This is a genomic window from Polaribacter sp. 11A2H, assembly GCF_011379025.1.
Taxonomy (GTDB): domain Bacteria; phylum Bacteroidota; class Bacteroidia; order Flavobacteriales; family Flavobacteriaceae; genus Polaribacter.
The window spans coordinates 32,818-49,747 of the sequence record NZ_WTLD01000015.1 but is presented as its reverse complement, the minus strand read 5'-3'; the positions used below and the strand labels follow the sequence as shown (position 1 = coordinate 49,747).

Annotated in this window: 13 protein-coding genes; 6 read left to right on the top strand and 7 right to left on the bottom strand. The window is 30.1% G+C overall.

Annotation, left to right across the window (positions count from 1 at the left end):
• Positions 1–118: 118 nt before the first annotated feature.
• The gene (gene gcvT / locus GQS58_RS15230) at positions 119–1,204 is read right to left on the bottom strand and encodes a glycine cleavage system aminomethyltransferase GcvT (RefSeq protein WP_166387455.1); all 1,086 of its coding nucleotides are present in this window, start codon (positions 1,202–1,204) and stop codon (positions 119–121) included.
• 131 nt (positions 1,205–1,335) lie between these two features.
• Here gcvT and GQS58_RS15225 point away from each other — a divergent pair, with 131 nt between their 5' ends.
• Entirely contained in the window at positions 1,336–2,970 is a 1,635-nt protein-coding gene (locus tag GQS58_RS15225; RefSeq protein WP_166387453.1) for an aminopeptidase P N-terminal domain-containing protein, read from the top strand.
• Positions 2,970–3,191, top strand: a complete 222-nt coding sequence (locus GQS58_RS15220; protein WP_166387451.1) for a VF530 family DNA-binding protein — start codon at positions 2,970–2,972, stop codon at positions 3,189–3,191. The genes GQS58_RS15225 and GQS58_RS15220 overlap by 1 nt, the downstream gene beginning before the upstream one ends.
• Before the next feature lie 457 nt (positions 3,192–3,648).
• Here GQS58_RS15220 and GQS58_RS15215 read toward each other — a convergent pair whose 3' ends face one another.
• Positions 3,649–4,332, bottom strand: a complete 684-nt coding sequence (locus tag GQS58_RS15215) for an SIR2 family NAD-dependent protein deacylase (RefSeq protein WP_166387449.1) — start codon at positions 4,330–4,332, stop codon at positions 3,649–3,651.
• A gap of 71 nt (positions 4,333–4,403) precedes the next feature.
• Between GQS58_RS15215 and GQS58_RS15210 the strand changes: the two genes are divergently transcribed.
• Entirely contained in the window at positions 4,404–5,081 is a 678-nt protein-coding gene (locus GQS58_RS15210) for a TrmH family RNA methyltransferase (RefSeq protein ID WP_166387529.1), read from the top strand.
• A gap of 90 nt (positions 5,082–5,171) precedes the next feature.
• Here GQS58_RS15210 and GQS58_RS15205 read toward each other — a convergent pair whose 3' ends face one another.
• The 5 genes from GQS58_RS15205 to GQS58_RS15185 form a co-directional block, all read right to left on the bottom strand.
• Entirely contained in the window at positions 5,172–5,540 is a 369-nt protein-coding gene (locus tag GQS58_RS15205) for a DUF4258 domain-containing protein (RefSeq protein ID WP_166387447.1), read from the bottom strand.
• 55 nt (positions 5,541–5,595) lie between these two features.
• Positions 5,596–9,417 (bottom strand): choice-of-anchor L domain-containing protein, encoded by a 3,822-nt coding sequence (locus GQS58_RS15200; protein WP_166387445.1) that lies wholly within the window; start codon positions 9,415–9,417, stop codon positions 5,596–5,598.
• Between the two features lie 46 nt (positions 9,418–9,463).
• Positions 9,464–10,660, bottom strand: a complete 1,197-nt coding sequence (locus GQS58_RS15195) for an alanine dehydrogenase (RefSeq protein WP_166387443.1) — start codon at positions 10,658–10,660, stop codon at positions 9,464–9,466.
• 7 nt (positions 10,661–10,667) lie between these two features.
• Positions 10,668–11,075 (bottom strand): tRNA (adenosine(37)-N6)-threonylcarbamoyltransferase complex ATPase subunit type 1 TsaE, encoded by a 408-nt coding sequence (tsaE, locus tag GQS58_RS15190; RefSeq protein WP_166387441.1) that lies wholly within the window; start codon positions 11,073–11,075, stop codon positions 10,668–10,670.
• A gap of 342 nt (positions 11,076–11,417) precedes the next feature.
• A complete protein-coding gene (locus tag GQS58_RS15185; RefSeq protein WP_166387439.1) occupies positions 11,418–12,965 on the bottom strand; it encodes a bifunctional response regulator/alkaline phosphatase family protein in 1,548 nt (515 codons plus the stop codon).
• 268 nt (positions 12,966–13,233) lie between these two features.
• Here GQS58_RS15185 and GQS58_RS15180 point away from each other — a divergent pair, with 268 nt between their 5' ends.
• Genes GQS58_RS15180 through GQS58_RS15170 form a run of 3 tightly spaced genes read left to right on the top strand, consistent with a single transcriptional unit; the run spans position 13,234 to position 16,930 of the window.
• On the top strand, positions 13,234–14,457 hold the full coding sequence (locus GQS58_RS15180) for an HD domain-containing protein (RefSeq protein ID WP_166387437.1): 1,224 nt from the start codon (positions 13,234–13,236) through the stop codon (positions 14,455–14,457).
• A gap of 45 nt (positions 14,458–14,502) precedes the next feature.
• Positions 14,503–15,546, top strand: a complete 1,044-nt coding sequence (gene lpxD, locus GQS58_RS15175; protein WP_166387435.1) for a UDP-3-O-(3-hydroxymyristoyl)glucosamine N-acyltransferase — start codon at positions 14,503–14,505, stop codon at positions 15,544–15,546.
• A complete protein-coding gene (locus GQS58_RS15170) occupies positions 15,539–16,930 on the top strand; it encodes a bifunctional UDP-3-O-[3-hydroxymyristoyl] N-acetylglucosamine deacetylase/3-hydroxyacyl-ACP dehydratase (RefSeq protein ID WP_166387433.1) in 1,392 nt (463 codons plus the stop codon). The genes lpxD and GQS58_RS15170 overlap by 8 nt, the downstream gene beginning before the upstream one ends.

Sequence of the window (16,930 nt, the reverse complement as noted above, 5' to 3'; positions counted from 1 at the left end):
GATTTAATAAAAAAATAGTTGTCTTATAAAAGACAACTATTTTTCTGCTTGAGTGCAATTGAATTTTTTATTGATTATAAAGTTATCAACGGCACTCAAACGGACATATTATTTTATGTTATCCTTTGTAAAAAGGCAATTTTACAATCGTTGCAGGAATCGCTTTTTTACGAACCTGAATATGAATTTGTGTACCTGCTTTCGATAAAATTCTTGGTACATACCCCATTCCAATTCCTTTTTGTAAACAAGGGCTCATTGTACCAGAAGTAACTTCTCCAATTACGTTTCCGCTACCATCTACAATGTCATACCCATGTCTTGGTATTCCTCTTTCGTCCAATTCAAAAGCAACCAATCTTCTCTCTGGTTTGTGTTCTTTTTCTTTTGCTAAAGCTTCTGCATTTACAAAATCTTTAGTAAATTTAGTAATCCAGCTTAATCCAGCTTCAATTGGCGATGTTGTGTCATTAATATCATTTCCGTATAAACAATATCCCATTTCTAAACGCAAAGTATCTCTTGCCGCTAAACCAATAGGTTTAATTCCAAAATCTGCTCCAGCTTCAAAAACTTTGTTCCAAATTTGAGTTGCCTCTTCATTTTTACAGTAAATTTCAAATCCGCCAGAACCAGTATACCCAGTTGCAGAAATAATTACATTGTCAATTCCCGCAAAATCACCAATTTTAAATTTATAAAAAGGAATGCTTGCTAAATCTACAGAAGTTATAGATTGCATTGCTTCAATAGCTTTAGGACCTTGTATCGCTAATAATGAATAACCTTCAGATAAATCTTTTAAATCAGCATTAAATTCTTCATTGTATTTAGAAATCCAGTTCCAATCTTTTTCAATATTAGAAGCATTTACTACTAATAAATACGTGTTTTCTTTAATTTTATAGCAAATTAAATCATCTACAATTCCGTTGTCTTCATTAGGGAAACAGCTGTATTGTGCATCTCCAATTTCTAGTTTAGAAGCGTCGTTAGACGTAACTTTCTGTATTAAAGACAATGCATTTTCTCCTTCAACCAAAAATTCTCCCATGTGGCTTACATCAAAAACACCAACAGCGTTTCTAACGGTTAAATGTTCTGCGGTAACTCCTTCATATTGTACAGGCATGTTGTAGCCCGCAAAAGGAACCATTTTAGCACCTAAAGCAACGTGAATATTATTTAATGCAATATTTTTCATGTATAGATTTCTTAAAATTTCAGCTAATTTATTGAAAAAAATGGAATTATCAATCACTAATAGTTTGTTAATATTTTTAACTAGAAAATAATAAATGTTACTTTTGAAATTCTCTATAAAAATCTACTTTTATGAAAGTTTTTAACTTTTTAGTTGTCACTTTTTTACTATTTACTTTAAATAGTATGGCACAAATTCCTACAGATTATTTACCAAAAGAATTTCATAAAGAAAGGCGTGCTATTTTGCGTTCTAAAATGCCAGAAAACTCTGTAACTGTTGTGTTTGCAAACCCTATAAGAAACAGAGCGAATGATGTAGATTATGTATTTCATCAAGATCCAAATTTTTATTATTTAACAGGTTATAGAGAACCAAATGCGGTTTTAGTATTGTTTTCAGAAAAACAAACAGATATAAAAGGAGCATCTTACAGCGAAATTTTATACGTTCAGAAAAAAGATCCTAAAGCAGAAATGTGGTACGGAAAACGTTTAGGTGCAGAAAAAGCAGCAACAGAATTAGGTTTTAATACCGTATTAAATGCAGAAGATTTTATAAAAACAGAAATCGATTTTAAGAAATTTAAGAAGGTTTACATAGAAGGCTTTAAGGATGATTACAGAAATTCAGCTAGAAATAAAGCAGAAATTTACGATTTAGTGGCTAGTTTTAAAGAAAAATCTGGTTTTAATGATATTCAATTTTCATCTAAAAATGTAGAGAATGCATATCATAAGATTGCAAATGTGCCTGATAAAAACATGATTGAACTTTCTAAAAAAATCAATCAAGATCTTACACAATTTCCAGAATTGCAAGAAGATAAATTAATAATGGATTTTGCAAGTGCAAAAAACAATAATGAGTTAAAAGATTTTAAACAAAAAATCAGTTTAAATCTAAAAGCAAAAAAGAAAAACAATTTCGATTTTTCTTTCTTACCAAATAATTTAGCGACGCTAAGAGAAGTTAAAACTGCCGAAGAAGTAAAACTATTAACCAAAGCAGTACGTATTTCTGCAATAGGTCAAATAGAAGTAATGAAGGCTATGAAACCGCACATGTCGGAAACAGAACTACAAGGAATTCATGAATTTGTGTACAAAAAATACGGAGCAGAATACGAAGGATATCCATCTATTGTAGGTGCCGGAAATAATGGTTGTATTTTACATTATATAGAAAACAATAAAACAAAAATTGGAAACGACTTGGTTTTAATGGATTTAGGTGCAGAATATAGAGGTTACACTGCAGATGTAACACGTACAATTCCTGCCAGCGGAAAATTCACCAAAGAACAAGAAGAAATTTACAATATCGTTTATAAAGCCCAAGAAGCAGGTATTGCTTTATATACCGTTGGCGGTAAAATGAGTGCGCCAAACAAAGCAGCAGTAAAAATAGTAAATGAAGGCTTGTTTAAATTAGGTATAATAAAATATGTAGATGAAAAACACTCTTATTTACCACACGGAACCATACATCATATTGGTTTAGACGTGCACGATCCAGGAAATTATAATAACTTTGAAGAAAATATGATTGCCACCATGGAACCCGGAATTTACATTCCAGAAGGTAGTAATTGCGATAAAAAATATTGGGGAATTGGTATACGTATAGAAGATGATATTTTAGTGACCAAAAGCGGTCCCGTAAACCTTTCTGAAGCAGCACCAAGAACCGTAAAAGAAATAGAAAAAATGATGGCAAAAAAATCTGTTTTAGACGATTTTGTTTTACCAAATTTAGATAATTAATGAGCAACGAACAACCAAATAATCCGTTACACGGTATAAAATTAGCCACCATGTTAGAACAATTGTTTAAAGAATATGGATGGGAAGAATTAGGAGATAGTTTAAATATTAACGCATTTAAAAACAACCCAACGTATAAATCTTCTTTAAAGTTTTTAAGAACAACACCTTGGGCAAGAGAAAAAGTAGAGCAGTTTTACTTAAAAAACATGATTGATTAATTTTTATTAGAAGCTATTTCCTGATTGGAATTTGTCTTGAGCGTAGTTGAAAGACACTCGCTTTTTTTATTCCGAAAAAGAATAAAAAAGAGCTCAAACAATTGATACAATCAGGGCTAACCTTGTTTGCAGACTATTTTTAATTAACATGTTCTATGTCATTACGAATGAGGTACGAAGAGGAATCTAGAAGTATTATGAGATTTCTCAATCGCAAAAAAGCTCATTTCGAAATGACAGTCGTTAGAAAATAAAGTATAGATATTTAATGGATAAACGTATCCTAAAAACTAAATTTAGTTATCATTTTTGACCTTTTGTGAGAAATCGCATAACGATGCTCCATTTTTTAGTTTCACTGTTATGAGATTTCTCATTAGTTTATCTTGAGCGAAGTCGAAAGGCAGAAAAGCTCATTTCGAAATGACAGGTGATAAAAAAGAATGAACGGGCTAATTTAACCTTTCAACAACTCCATCAGTTTTTCGGTTCCGGTAGTCGCAACTTCTTCAATAATTGTCAAATTATTAAAACGACCTTTAGAGACTGCAGGTTTAGGATCTATGAAATAAATTGGAGTATTCGGTTTTATATAATCGACTAAACCAGCCGCTGGATACACTTGCATTGAAGTACCAATAATGACCAAAATATCTGCATTTTTAGTAATTTCTATCGCTTTATCTAACATCGGTACCATTTCGCCAAACCAAACAATGTGAGGTCTTAATTGGCTTTTTTTAGTACATAAATCCCCTAAAATTATATCTTTTTTCCAATCGAGTACATTTTGTTCATCAACAGAACTTCTAACTTTTAAAAGTTCGCCATGTAAATGAGTAACGTTTTTACTACCTGCTCGTTCGTGTAAATCATCTACATTTTGGGTAATAATTTCTACATTATAATCCTTTTCTAACGCAACTAAATTAATATGACCTTTATTTGGCGAAACTTCTAGCAATTGTTTTCTGCGTTCGTTGTAAAAGTTTAAAACTAATGTAGGGTTTGCTGCAAAACCTTCTGGAGAAGCAACGTCCATAACATTATGTCCTTCCCACAATCCATCTGCATCTCTAAAGGTTTGTATCCCGCTTTCTGCGGAAATTCCTGCTCCAGTTAAAACAACTAATCTTTTCATTAGAAAATTGGTTTTTGTATTTTTATAAAATCTTTAATGAAGATAGAAATAATAATTCTAAGTTTGTAATTATGATTGATGAAAAACTATTAAACTACTTCGAAACCTATTTAACAGATAAAAGAAAGAATCTTTTTAAGAAAGTTTTAGAAGATAGAACCAGACATTTTGCGGTGGTTTTAGAAGATATTTTTCAACCTCATAATGCAAGTGCAGTTGTTAGAACTGCAGATATTTTTGGCGTACAAGACGTACATGCAATAGAAAACAAATACACCAATAAAGTTTCTAGACATGTGGCTAAAGGCTCTCAAAAATGGGTGACTTCTAAACGTTATAAAAAAGACGGAGACAATACCAAAGTTTGTTTAGATCATTTACGTGAGCAAGGGTATCAAATTATTGCAACGACGCCGCACAACGATTCTTGTTTATTACAAGATTTTGATGTTACTAAAAAATCTGCTTTTGTATTTGGAGTAGAAGCAGAGGGCGTTTCAGAAACTGTAAAAGAACAAGCAGACGGGTTTTTAAAAATACCTATGGTTGGGTTTACAGAGAGCTTAAACATATCTGTTGCTGCAGCTATTATTTTGCAAGACGTAACTACTAAGTTAAGAAACTCTTCTGTAGATTGGCAATTAACCAAAGAAGAAAAAGAGATTTTATATTTTGATTGGGTAAAGAAAACAATTAAAAATGTAGATAAGATTGAGAAATATTATCATGAAAATTTAAAAACTGAATAAAAAAAAAGTCCTTTCTATTTTAATAGAAAGGACTTTTTTTTAAGATATATATACTGTAATTGTCAATTTATAGATAATTACAAAACAATACTATTTTACAATAATTTTTTCGATAGTAGAAGTAGTTTCACAACGTTTAACTAACAAGCTAATTTTTTCTAATTCTTTAGTACCTGTAATATAATATTCAGGGCAAGGTTCTTGTCTAGGTTTGCTATTTCCAAAATCAACATCACCAGTATATAAAATAGTGTTAATTTTTAAAGAATCAATATCATATTTATGCATCGCATTTTTAGCGTCATCAGAAAATAAGCGTTCTTTAATTCTAATAGATTTTAGGGTTCTGGCATCCATTCCGTAATCGAAAGTAGCTTGTTTCTTTTGCCAGAAAAAATATACAGCAATAGAGCCTAATGATAAACCTACTAAATAATATCCTATTCGTTTAATGAGCATTGTATAATTTTGAACTGCAAATTTAAGTCTTTTAATCAGTTTTAAAGAATATTACTTATTTTCTTATTAAAGAAAAATGAGATCTAAAAATTGCAGGGTTTCCATCTTCGTCAGTATATTTTAATACATACCAATAATCTGTACTTGGCATTCTATTTCCGTTGCTACTTAAACCTTTCCAACCAGGACCACTCGGTTTTATAGTTTTTATAAATATACCAAATCTATCAAAAATATCTATGGTTGCTGTTGGATCATCTTTTAAGTCTGTAATATTCCATTCATCTTTATTAGGATCAAAATAAATTGGGTTATTTAATGCGGTAAACTCAAGTTTTATATCATTACAAATACTTGTAAGGTCTTCAACTAAAATTGTATAATTACCTGGTTTAATATTATCAAATATATTAGAAGTTTGAAAACTTTTACCATCTAAAGAATATCTATAGTTACCAATACCTTCCGTAATTGTAATAATTTCTATAGCATATAAGTTAGAAAAATTATCACTTAATACATTAATTTCAAATTCAGGATTAGAACTTACTATAACTACTTCTGTTGGATTGTAATCGCAATCATTATTATTAATAGGGTCTATTCTAGTAGCTTCTATTCTGTAAGTTCCTGCTTTTGTTGCGTTCCAATTAGCAACAGAGGTTATATTTATCTGATCACCGTCTAAATACCATTTTATATCATAAACACTGGCATCTAACTTTGATTCTATTAAAAAAGGATTAATAGTTTGGTTAGTTAGTGGATCAACGCAAATAGCCCCTCCTTGTACATTAAAATCTAATAAAGGATGTACTGTTATTGAAAACATATCATCTACAGAACAAGATGGGTTTTCTTCTTGATATGCGTGTACATAAATATCTTTCAATCCAGATTCTGTAATAGTATATTCAGTTGGGTCTATTAAATCGGTTTTAGCTTTATCTCTATAGTATTCTACTATAATGTTTGGTAATGTAATTGTAGGCAATGTGACAGAACCACATAGTTCTATGTTTTTTAATGTTCCTAAATTTGGTTCAGTAAAAATTCTTACATCAAAAGAGCTTATATTTTGACAATCAGTAAATCTTATATTATTACCAATAATATAGATTGTTTGATCTGTTGTAATTACATCACCCGCATTTAAAGGTCCTGTTTTATCAGTATTTTTATAATAGCCTCCTGGTTTTGTTAACTTTGGTAGTATAAATGATTCACAAGCTTTTATATCATCAAGAACGTCCACTTGTATTTCTAAAAGAGTTACTTTAAAAATAGCTTCATTATCACAAGTAGCCAATTCTGGGGCTTGATAATAGACGTATATGTCTTTAGTTTCTGTAATTAGGTCACCTGGTTTCAATTCTATACCTTTTCCATTGGTTTCTGTAAAATATTTTCCACCAGAACTTAAAGCAGGTAATTTATATGGTTCACACACAGGTTTATCAAAGAAAACCGGTATTGTAGGAACAGGTATAATTGTTACTAAAAAACTTGTTTCATTAGGACAATTGGTAATTAAATCTTTATTATAAATGTAAATTGTTTGTGAGGTACTTATTTCATCTCCTTCTAAGAGTTCATCACCTAATCCCTCAGGTTCTGTGTAATATTTTCCATTTGTTAATTTAGGTAGTTTTGGTAAGTCATTTTCACAATTTATAAAATCGCTTAGTGAGTCTACTTCTGGAAGTTGATTAATTTTAATTTCTATATCATAACCGGTACAATTAGGAGTAGTTGTTATTTCATCTGCATAATAAAAGACCGTTTGTGTTAAGGTTATTGTAGTCCCTGGAATTATTTCATTCAATTTGGTGCTGTCTGTGTAATATTTTCCAATTGTATCAGGTATTGTATAACTTTCACATTCTTCAATGTCTTCTTTTTTTATAATTGTTATATCTAACATACTTTCGTTTTCACACCCTGTAATTAAGTCTTTATTATAGATATAAACAAGTTGTGTTTCTGATATTATGTCACCTACATTTAATTGTTCACCAGTACCATCTGGACCAGTATAATAGTTTCCATTAGTTAAACTCTCTAAAGTTACAGAATCACAAGTTATTATTGGGTCTAAAACATCTACTGGAGGTGATGGAAGTATCGTTATATTGAATTCTATATCTTTACAAAATGCTCCATTTAACTCAGAATAAAGGTAAATAGTTGTGTCTTTTGTAATTTTCTGATTTGTTTTCAATGGATCTCCAACACCATTTTTTTTACTATAAAATCTTCCAAAAGGTGTACTCGGTATTGTGAAAAATTCACATTTTACTAATTCTGATTCTAATTTTCTTACATAATCATCAATAAAATAAACTCTAAAAAAAGTTTCTGAATAACATGAACTAGCACCACCAATATTAATATAAATTAAATCTTGTTCAGTAATTTTATCTCCAGGAGATAATTCTATTCCTCTACCTTTAAAATCAGTAAAATATTTGGCCCCATTAGTTAATGGAGGTAATGTAAATTCTGAACAGACATAAGCATCTGGCAATTTAATTATTGAAGCCTTGGTAGTAACTTCTACATTAAAATTAACAATATCGAAACAAGTTTTAGTATTGTTAGAAAGTCTAGCCCAAAGTTTAAATGTATTACTTGTTATTGGGTATTTTGTAGGATCTGTAATTGAATTTTGATTTTTTGTAGCATCTTCTTCATTTTCATAATAGATAATAGTATGATCTTTAGCTTCTAATCCATTTAGTATTTTATTATCTACTTCTTTTGAAATATTAGAAGTTGTAAGCTCTGTGCATATTTTAATAATTCCAGGATCTGTCGCTTTAATTGTTTCTATTTTTATTTCATCGGTTAATAGACAACTAGGGTCTGTTAAAGATGTAATTGTTAGTGCATATGTACCTATAGTATTTACTGTAATTTTAGTTCCATTATCTGTTAATGGAGTACCATTTTTAGTCCATTCAAAATTAAAGCCATCTGTTTTAGAAAAACCAGAATCTATAATAACATCATCTCCTCCGCAAAGTTCCTTATTTCCTCCTAAATTTAAAGTATTATTAAAACTTCCTGCTTCTATAAAAACAGCAGAATCATAATCTGAATTATCGTAATCTCCTATTACAAATTTTATGTTATATTTAGTATTAGGAACTACGGTTGCAGAGGCATTTAGAATTTTAGAAAAGCCCCTCATATTAATTATAGTATTAAGACTTTTAAGGTCATAATATGATCCAAAGGAATCTTCATTATTAGAATTACACTCACCATTATATAAGTTATTTTTTATATTTTTTACAGATATATTTGCATTGTCGGGTAAGGTTGCTATGTTTGTTGATTTTCCAGTACTTAAATCTGTTAATATTATGGCGAAAAGATCTCTTCCTACACATTGAAATGTACCATATTCATTAGAGGCAAATATGTAATTAAAACTAAATTCTTTATCTATTGGTGTAAAGTCAAATTCTAAGAAAGCTACATCAGTAATATTCTTTGTATTTCCGTCATTGTTACTAATTCTTTGTAAATCAGCATCTCCACTTGTAGAAATTTCACTACTTAATTTAGTATTGGTAAAAGGTCCTTCCGTATCTTTAGCATTACCTGTTCTTATAATAATTCCTTCTGAAATAGGAAAACTACTACTATTATTATTAAAAGTGGCAACAGATTTACTAGAAGAAATAGCTACATCAGTTAGATTTATACAAGAATTATCTATCAGTAGGTTTGTAAGTTGTTCTGTTGTTTTAGTATCGTCTACAGTTACCGTTTGAGAAAAGATAGAAGATGTAAGTAATAACGCAGCAACAAAAAATATAGATTTAAAAAATCTATTTAAGTTACTCGTTTTAGGTTTTAAATGTCTCATATTAATAAATGTTTATAATAGAAAAATATTGTTGTTATGAGGGAGGTTAAATAATTAATAAATTAATATCTCTGTAAGGCAAATCGAACCAATCTGCTACTGTTTTGTTTGTAAGAATTCCGTGGTAGAAATACATTCCGTTTCGTAAACTTTTATCAAAACGAGCCGCATTTTCAAAACCGCCTTCTTCTGCAATATTTAATAAATAAGGGGTAAAAATATTACTAATAGATAAAGAAGCTGTTCTTGCATAACGCGCAGGAATGTTAGGTACGCAATAATGTACAACACCATGTTTTATAAAAGTAGGTGTTTTATGTGTAGTTACATTAGAGGTTTCAAAACAACCACCTCTATCTATACTAACATCTATAATTACAGCTCCTTCTTTCATGGTTTCTACCATCTCTTCTGTAGCACAAATGGGCGATCTATTTTTACCTCTTATAGCTCCAATTGCTACATCTGCACGCATTAATGCCTTTGCAACCGACTTTGGCTGCAGTGTAGATGTGTAAATAGGGGCGCTTAAAGAATCTTGTAGTTTGCGTAATTTACTAATAGAATTGTCAAAAACTTTTACTCTTGCACCTAAGCCAATAGCGGTTTTTGCTGCATATTCACCAACAGTTCCGGCACCAAAAATAACAACGCTAGAAGGCGGAACGCCACCAATATTACCCAATAATAGTCCGTTTCCTTTATTAATTCCGCTCATTAATTCTGCTGCAATTAATACAGAAGCGGCACCTGCAATTTCACTTAAAGATTTTACAATAGGATACGTATTATGGTCGTCTTTAATATAATCGAAGGCAACAGCAGTAATTCTTTTTTTTGATAAACACTCAAAGTATTTTTTGTTTTGAGTTTTTAACTGCAAAGAAGAAATTAGAATCGTTTGCGGATTCATATAATCAATTTCACTTTCTGTGGGGGGTGCAACTTTTAAGACAATATTACATTTAAAAGCTTCTTCTACATCGTAAGAAATTTTAGCACCTGCTTCAGAATATTCTCTATCTGCATAATTTGCATTATCTCCTGCACCTGTTTCTATTACAACTCTATGTCCGTGAGCACATAATGCAGAAACGGCATCTGGCGTTAAACAAACTCGTTTTTCGCCTAAATGGGTTTCTTTAGGCAAACCAATAAATAGTTCTCCTTTTTGCCTTTTAATTTCCAACATTTCTTCTTGCGGAAGCAATTCTTCTTTACTGAAAGGAGAAAATGAACTCATAGTTAGGTTATTTAAGTTGAATGTTTCGTTGTTCGTTATTTAAAATAGTCAAATAAATTTGAACAGCCTCTAAAGGTAGTAAATTTTCTATATTTTCTGGCCATTCTATTAAACACCAATCATTATTATCTAAATATTCTTCAATTCCCATGTCTAAAGCCTCTTCTTGGTCTGTGATTCTGTAAAAATCGAAATGGAAAACTTTTTCATTATTTTTAGTCTGATATTCATTTACTAATGAAAAAGTAGGGGAGGATATGTTGTCTAAAACACCTAACTGTTTGCAGATCTCTTTAATAAGGGTTGTTTTGCCAACGCCCATTTGTCCGTAAAATAATAAAGTTTTATTTTCTACGGATGAAATAAGTTCTGCTGCAACTTCAGATAAATTGTCTAAAGAATAGTTTTTGTTCATAAAGACAAAAATATAAAAAGTATTCAGTATTTTGTTACTGTTTTCTGTCAATAATATATAAAGTTATTAAAGATTATTAATAACGATATGTTTTTACTACTCAATTTGTTAAATGTAAAAAGTCTGATAAGTATTTAAAACCTATCAGACTTTTCTATAATTAATTTTGTTAGCAAACAAATTTAGCCATGATTGAACCTTTTGCCAAACTAAAGACTAGCCTTTTTTTGAGCTCTTTTTTACTTCTTCATCAAAAAAAAATCGAGTATTGAAGGTAGGAAATAGCTTCTAATAATTGAAACTATAATTTTATAGAATCAATAGAAAATAAATGTAAACTCTTTACTTCGGACTATAAACTGCGCACGGAATAATGACTTCTTCTAATGAAATTCCGCCATGTTGATAGGTGTTTTTGTAGTATTTTACAAAGTGATTAAAGTTATTAGGATATGCAAAAAACAGGTCTTCTTTAGCAAAAATAAATGGACTATTCATTGCAATAGTTGGTAAAAAGATATCTTTTGGGTTTCTTACTGCATACACGTCTTTTTCTTCGTAAGAAAGACTTCTGCCAGTTTTGTAACGTAAATTAGCGCTAATGTTTTTATCGCCAATTACCTTGGTTGGGTTTTTGCAATTAATGGTTCCGTGGTCTGTAGTAATAATTAATTTCTGACCTAATTGTTGGGCTTTTTGAATAATCTCGAACAATGGCGAGTTTTTAAACCAGCTTAACGTAAGGCTTCTGTATGCTTTATCGTCTCCAGCCAATTCTTTTATTACTTCCATTTCTGTTTTAGAATGCGACAACATATCTACAAAGTTATACACAACAGCAGTTAAATCGTTTTGTTTAGTTCCGTTGTAATTATCGGCTAACTCTTTACCGTTTTTTAGCGTGGTAATTTTATAGTATTCGTGTTTAATATCTAACCCTAAACGTTTTATTTGTGCTGCTAAGAAATCGTTTTCAAACAAATTCATTCCGCCTTCGTCGGTATCATTTTTCCAAAAAGTTGGATGACGTTTTTCCATTTCAGAAGGCATCAAACCTGAAAAAATAGCATTTCTAGCGTACTGGGTTGCTGTTGGTAAAATAGAGAAATAAGAATATTCTTGGTCCTTTTTGTAATGGTTATTAATTAAAGGCTCTAAAATTCGGTATTGGTCGTAACGTAAATTATCAATTACAACCCACAAAACCCCTTGGTCTTTACTTAATTCTGGTACCACATAGTTTTTAAAAAGTGTGTGAGAAAAAGTTGGTTTGTCGTGTGCTGTTAAAAAATCTTCATAATTTTTTTTGATGAATTTAAAAAACTGACTATTGGCTTCTTGTTTCTGGCTTTCTAAAATACCTAACATTCCAGGGTCGCTAATATTCTCTAACTCTAACTCCCAGTGCACCAATTTTTTATAAAGATCTATCCATTCTTCATAAGAATTTACCATGGCTAAATCCATAGAAATTTTTCTAAATTCTTGCTGATAGTTAGAAGTGGTTTTTTCTGAAACTAAACGAGAATGATCTAAGTTCTTTTTTAAACTTAATAATATTTGATTTGGGTTTACTGGTTTTATTAAATAATCTGCAATTTTAGAACCAATTGCTTCTTCCATTATATACTCTTCTTCACTTTTTGTAATCATAACAACAGGCAAATTTGCATGTATTTGTTTAATTTCTGCAAGTGTATCTAAGCCTGTTAATCCAGGCATGTTTTCATCTAAAAAAACGATATCAAAATTTTGTTCACCTACTAAATCAATAGCATCTGCGCCATTAGTACAAGTAGTTACTTTATAATTTTTACGTTCCAAAAAAAGAATGTGCGGTTTTAATAACTCTATTTCATCATCTACCCATAAAATTTGTATACTGCTCATATTTTTGTTTATCATTTTATCATTTAATGATAAAAGTAATTAAAAGTTATACTTTTTTGACTTTAAAAATGATAAAATATTGCCAATTTTGGCATACTTACAAATAATTGAAACCTAGAATTTTTAGTATAAATAGCGCTATTTATTTTATTTTCTTAACAAATTTCTATTTTCTAAACATAATTGCTTTCAGAAAAAACTAAAACTTTAAATTTGCTGGTTCGTGGCATTAATTTGTACTTTGCCATAGATTGATAAAAACACTCATTTGAAGAATAAAAAACATAATAAATTAAAGATTTTGAATGATCCTATTTATGGGTTTATACAAATACCAAATACTTTAATTTTTGATTTAATAGAACATCGTTATTTTCAACGTTTAAGAAGAATTGCCCAAATGGGTTTTTCTAACTTGGTGTATCCAGGAGCTAATCACACCCGTTTTCATCATGCAATTGGTTGCATGCATTTAATGCAAAAAGCAGTAAGAGTTTTACGTTTTAAGCAGGTAAAAATTTCTGAAGAAGAAGAAAATGGTTTGTATATAGCAATTTTATTGCACGATATTGGTCATGGAGCTTTCTCGCATGCTTTAGAGCATAGTATTGTAAATGGCATTTCTCATGAAGAAATTTCATTAAAATTTATGAGAAAGCTAAATGATGAGTTTAATGGAAAGTTAGATATAGCAATCGAAATATTTGAAGGGAAATATCCTAGAAAGTTTTTGTGCAAGCTTATATCTAGTCAATTAGATATAGACAGATTAGATTATTTAAAACGCGATAGTTTTTACACAGGTGTTACAGAAGGTAATATTTCTTCCGATCGGTTAATTGCCATGATGAATGTAAAAGACGATGAATTAGTTATTGAAGGAAAAGGAATTTATTCTGTAGAAAACTTTTTAATTGCTAGACGTTTAATGTATTGGCAAGTATATTTACATAAAACTGGTTTAGTAGCAGAAAATATGCTAGTAAATGTTTTAAAAAGAGCAAAAGAACTGGCAGATAAAGGTGTAGAGCTATTTGCAAGTACTTCTTTACGTTATTTTCTATATAAAAAAATATCACAAGAGAACTTTACTGATGAAACGTTAGAAATGTTTTCTAAATTAGATGATTATGATGTAATGTCTGCCATAAAAGAATGGACAAATCATAGTGATAAAATTTTATCTTTATTATCTAAAATGATTGTTGATAGAAAATTGTTGCGTATAGAAATTCAACAAAAGGAGTTTGAAATGGCTGAATTAAATAAAAAAATAAATAAAGTTTCAAAAAAATTGGAGCTTTCAGAAAACGAAGTAAAATATTTTGTTTTCACCAAAAAAATAGAAAATCAAGCATATCAGCAAGAAAAACCTATTTTTATTCTGAATAAAAAGGGAAAACTAAGAGATATTGCCAAAGCATCAGATCAATTAAATTTACAAGCGCTTACAAATCCAGTAATAAAATACTTTATTTGTTATCCAAAATAGAATGAGATTAGCCAAATCACTATAAATTTTATATTTTTGCGATTAATGAAATTTACAGCACAACAAATAGCAGATATTTTAGAAGGTGACATCGTTGGTAATTCTGATGTAGAAGTTTCTAAATTATCTAAAATAGAAGAAGGAGAAAAAGGTTCTTTAACCTTTCTCTCTAACCTAAAATATAAATCTTTTTTATATACTACAAATGCATCTGTAGTTATTGTTAACAGTACTTTTGTTCCGGAAAAAGAAGTGAATGTAACACTAATAAAAGTAGAAAGTGCTTATGAAGCTTTTTCTAAAATATTAGCATTTTACAATGAAGTTAAAAATAACAAACAAGGTAGAGAAGTACCTCATTTTATTTCTGATTCGGCTAAAATAGGTGTTAATGAATATATTGGTGCGTTCTCGTATATTGGAGAAAATGTAGTTTTAGGAGACAATGTAAAGATTTATCCGCATGCTTATATTGGAGACAATACAGTTGTGGGAGATAATTGCGTTATATTCTCTGGAGTGAAAATTTATTCTGAAACAATAATAGGAAATAGTTGTAAAATTCATTCTGGATCTATTATAGGTGGAGATGGATTTGGTTTTGCTCCTGATAAAAATGGCGTATATACCGCCATACCTCAAATAGGTAATGTTATTATAAAAGACAATGTAGATATTGGCTCTGCGTGTACAATAGATAGAGCTACTATGGGATCTACAATTATACATGAAGGTGTAAAGTTAGACAATCAAATACAAGTTGCCCACAATGTAGAAATAGGTAAGAACACTGTAATTGCAGCTCAAACTGGTATTGCAGGTTCTACCAAAATTGGTGAAAATTGTATGATTGGAGGACAAGTAGGTTTTGCCGGTCATATAACTATAGGTAATAATGTAAAAATATTAGCCCAAGCAGGTATCTCTAAAAGTTTAAAAGATAATGAGATGGTAAATGGTTCACCTGCATTTAAGATACAAGATTTTAATAAAAGTTCGGTTTATTTTAGAAATTTACCTAAAATAGCATCGAAAATTAACAATATAGAAAAAGAGTTGAAGTCTCAAAAACTGATAATAAATGAGTAAGAAGCAAAAGACAATTCAGAAAGAGGTAAGTTTATCTGGTGTAGGTTTACACACTGGTAACACTGTTAATATGACTATAAAACCTGCCCCTGTTAATCATGGTTTTGCTTTTAGCAGAATAGATTTAGAAGGATCTCCAATTATTGAGGCAAATGCAGAATATGTAGTAAATACGCAAAGAGGTACAAACTTAGAGCGAAATGGTGTTCAAATCCAGACTACAGAGCATGTTTTGGCTGCCGCTGTTGGTTTAGATATAGACAACCTTTTAATAGAATTAGATTCTTCAGAACCACCAATTATGGATGGTTCTTCTAAATATTTTGTAGAAGCATTAGAAAGTGCTGGTATACAAGAGCAAGATGCAGATATAGAAGAATATGTAGTAAAAGAAATTATTTCTTTTAAGGATGAAGTTACAGGAAGTGAAATTATTTTAATGCCATCAGATGAATACCAAGTGACAACTATGGTAGATTTTGGTACTAAAATATTAGGTACTCAAAATGCTAACTTAGAAAAGATTTCTGATTTTAAAGAAGAAATTGCTGATGCTAGAACATTTAGTTTTTTACATGAAATAGAAATGCTTTTAGAGCACGATCTAATTAAAGGTGGTGACTTAAACAATGCTATTGTATATGTAGACAAAGAATTGTCTACAGCAACTATGGAAAAATTAAAAACAGCATTTAAAAAAGATAATATAACTGTTAAACCAAACGGTATTTTAGACAATCTTACTTTACATTGGGCTAATGAAGCTGCAAGACATAAGTTATTAGATGTAATTGGAGATTTAGCTTTAGTTGGTATTAGAATTAGAGGTAAAGTTATTGCAAACAAACCAGGACATTTAATTAATACTACTTTTGCAAAGAAATTAGCGAAAATTATTAAGCAAGAAAAAAGAAATAACGTTCCTCAATACGATTTGAATTTACCTCCTTTAATGGATATTCATCAAATTATGGAAGTCTTACCTCACAGACCTCCTTTTTTATTGATTGATAGGATTTTAGAGCTTTCTGACACCCACGTTGTTGGTATGAAAAATGTAACCATGAACGAAAACTTTTTCGTTGGTCATTTTCCAGGTTCACCTGTTATGCCAGGAGTATTACAAGTTGAGGCAATGGCACAATGTGGTGGCGTTTTAGTTTTACATACGGTACCAGATCCAGAAAATTACCTTACTTATTTTATGAAGATGGATAAAGTAAAGTTTAAACAAAAAGTTTTACCTGGAGATACCTTAACCTTTAAATGTGAGCTAATTACTCCAATAAGAAGAGGTATTTGCCACATGCAAGCGTATGCTTATGCGAACGGAAAAATAGTTGCAGAAGCAGAATTAATGGCTCAAATTGCTAGAAAAAAATAA

What these genes read in the sequence shown, in the direction of transcription:
- GQS58_RS15200 (WP_166387445.1), bottom strand. Translation starts at nt 9,417, where the DNA reads ATGAGACATTTAAAACCTAAAACGAGTAACTTAAATAGATTTTTTAAA.
- lpxD (WP_166387435.1), top strand. Translation starts at nt 14,503, where the DNA reads ATGAAATTTACAGCACAACAAATAGCAGATATTTTAGAAGGTGACATC.
- GQS58_RS15195 (WP_166387443.1), bottom strand. Translation starts at nt 10,660, where the DNA reads ATGAGTTCATTTTCTCCTTTCAGTAAAGAAGAATTGCTTCCGCAAGAA.
- tsaE (WP_166387441.1), bottom strand. Translation starts at nt 11,075, where the DNA reads ATGAACAAAAACTATTCTTTAGACAATTTATCTGAAGTTGCAGCAGAA.
- GQS58_RS15210 (WP_166387529.1), top strand. Translation starts at nt 4,404, where the DNA reads ATGATTGATGAAAAACTATTAAACTACTTCGAAACCTATTTAACAGAT.
- GQS58_RS15225 (WP_166387453.1), top strand. Translation starts at nt 1,336, where the DNA reads ATGAAAGTTTTTAACTTTTTAGTTGTCACTTTTTTACTATTTACTTTA.
- gcvT (WP_166387455.1), bottom strand. Translation starts at nt 1,204, where the DNA reads ATGAAAAATATTGCATTAAATAATATTCACGTTGCTTTAGGTGCTAAA.
- GQS58_RS15215 (WP_166387449.1), bottom strand. Translation starts at nt 4,332, where the DNA reads ATGAAAAGATTAGTTGTTTTAACTGGAGCAGGAATTTCCGCAGAAAGC.
- GQS58_RS15185 (WP_166387439.1), bottom strand. Translation starts at nt 12,965, where the DNA reads ATGAGCAGTATACAAATTTTATGGGTAGATGATGAAATAGAGTTATTA.
- GQS58_RS15220 (WP_166387451.1), top strand. Translation starts at nt 2,970, where the DNA reads ATGAGCAACGAACAACCAAATAATCCGTTACACGGTATAAAATTAGCC.
- GQS58_RS15170 (WP_166387433.1), top strand. Translation starts at nt 15,539, where the DNA reads ATGAGTAAGAAGCAAAAGACAATTCAGAAAGAGGTAAGTTTATCTGGT.
- GQS58_RS15205 (WP_166387447.1), bottom strand. Translation starts at nt 5,540, where the DNA reads ATGCTCATTAAACGAATAGGATATTATTTAGTAGGTTTATCATTAGGC.